This is a genomic window from Polynucleobacter sp. 35-46-11 (assembly GCF_002281105.1).
Window position 1 is genome coordinate 1 of record NZ_NCFJ01000471.1, and the last position, 1,931, is coordinate 1,931.

General features: G+C 46.0%; 3 protein-coding genes. 2 read left to right on the top strand and 1 reads right to left on the bottom strand.

Annotated elements, in window-relative coordinates; translation table 11 throughout:
• The coding region (locus tag B7Y67_RS16475) for an S-adenosylmethionine synthetase N-terminal domain-containing protein (RefSeq protein ID WP_293599560.1) at positions 1–70 on the bottom strand (70 nt) is incomplete at its 3' end.
• Between the two features lie 203 nt (positions 71–273).
• Here B7Y67_RS16475 and B7Y67_RS16480 point away from each other — a divergent pair.
• Together B7Y67_RS16480 and B7Y67_RS16485 are read left to right on the top strand one after the other, a co-directional pair.
• Positions 274–1,134, top strand: a complete 861-nt coding sequence (locus tag B7Y67_RS16480; protein WP_293599558.1) for a lysophospholipid acyltransferase family protein — start codon at positions 274–276, stop codon at positions 1,132–1,134.
• A gap of 25 nt (positions 1,135–1,159) precedes the next feature.
• Positions 1,160–1,931, top strand: a 772-nt coding sequence (locus tag B7Y67_RS16485; protein WP_293599559.1) for a lipid A biosynthesis acyltransferase, incomplete at its 3' end; no start/stop codon positions are given.

A 1,931-nucleotide genomic window follows, 5' to 3' on the forward strand; every position in this document is an offset into this window, starting at 1 on the left:
TTTGGTCTGCTACTTTATCGGGGTGACCTTCAGAAACCGATTCTGAGGTAAAGAAGTAATCATTTGCCATTGCATATTCCTTTAAAAATTAACACGATCATTGGGACAACTCGACGTGCCAGGAATTTCAACGGCGACGCTTTAGCAGAATTTATGAATCGCCCTGCAAGTTGCCTTAACTCAGCGATGGTGCAATTTTATCCGAAAAATGCTTTATTTATCAAGCTAGATCGGAAATTTGGCCCTAGCGCTGGCATTGAATATCATTAGAGGGTGCGCAAATTCCTTCTTAAGCTAACCCTCGCTGCAATAGCGGTATTACCCTTATTCCTAGTTCAGGTAATTGGGGCTGCTTTAGGGGTTCTGGCTTATGTGGGCTCCAAGCAATATCGATCACTTTTTCGTCCTCAATACGAGGCCGTTATTAAAAATCATCATTTGCCCCTGCAAATCTGGCGTGCGACTGCTGCATCAGGGCAACTCTTCTCAGACAGTTTGTGGATTTGGCGAAATCCCAAAAAAGCACTTTCCCTTGTTGAAGTACAAGACTGGGATCTCGTTGAAGCAGCTATCAATGAAGGACATGGCTTAGTCATGCTCACACCCCACCTTGGCGGCTTTGAAATTATTCCTCGGGTACTTGCGCAGCACTTCCCCGCCACCATTCTTTATCGTCCGTCCCGCCAAGAATGGCTTAACGAAGTGGTGGAAGAGGGTCGTGCCTACCCGAATATGCATTTCGTACCAACGAACCTTAATGGCGTTCGTCAAATGACGCGAGCGCTGACTCGTGGTGAAGCAATTGGCATTCTTCCAGATCAAGTCCCGAGTGGTGGTGAAGGTGTGTGGGTTCCTTTTTTTGGATGCCCTGCCTACACAACTCCACTTCCTGCACGCCTAGCCAATCGCAACAACACACCAGTTGTGATGTTTACTGCCAAACGTAAAGGGCTTGGTAAAGGCTGGCTCATGCAAGCCAAGAGACTAGAGCCGCTTTCTGAAGACTCGACACTCGCAGCCACTGAACTCAACGTTGCCATTGAGAATGCAATCCTAGTTGCACCCAATCAATTCATCTGGGCCTATAACCGCTACAAACATCCCAGTGGAGCGGAATTACCACCGAGTAATTAGTTAATAAATTTATAATTTATTCAACATGACCTGGTTACAAAACGTTTTCAATTTTTTAGCACTCAGCTTACTGCGCCTGTTTGCTTTTTTGCCTTATGGTCTCACTATTTACATAGGTTATGGCCTTGGCTGGTTGGCGGCGCATATACCCAATGAGCGTGCCAAGGTTGTTAAAACAAACCTACGTCTTTGCTTTCCTAATCTGAGCGAAGATGAAATTCATGCGCTTGCATTAGAACATTGGAAGTTATTCGGACGCAGCGTCATCGAAAGAAGTCGTATTTGGCTTGGCAGCGGAAAACAAATTACCGACATCGTCAGCATCAATTCTGAGATTACGCTGGGGGATCGCAAACCACGTCTACTAATCAACCCGCACTTTGTTGGGCTTGAAGGCGGCTTCATGGCACTATCGGTATTAGCAAGTCAGCATGATTGGCCTCGTGGTGCTGGCCTATACCAAAATATGAAGAATCCTTTTTTCAATCAAAAAATGATTGAATGGAGAAATCGTTTTGGGGGGAAATCGATCGAGAGACAAAGTCGCTTACGCGATTTGATCCGGGAAATTCAAACCGGGAACTTTATTTTTATTGCGCCTGACATTGATCTCGGTCCACGTGACTCGGTTTTTGTTCCCTTCTTTGGAATTCAAACCAATACCATCACCTCAGTCTCACGCCTCGCTAGGCTCAGCGGTGCAGAAGTTTGCCTCATGACCACCACCTTCAATTCTGATCGCATGGGATATACCTGCAATATCAGCGCGCCCCTTCCAAATTTTCCAACAGATGATG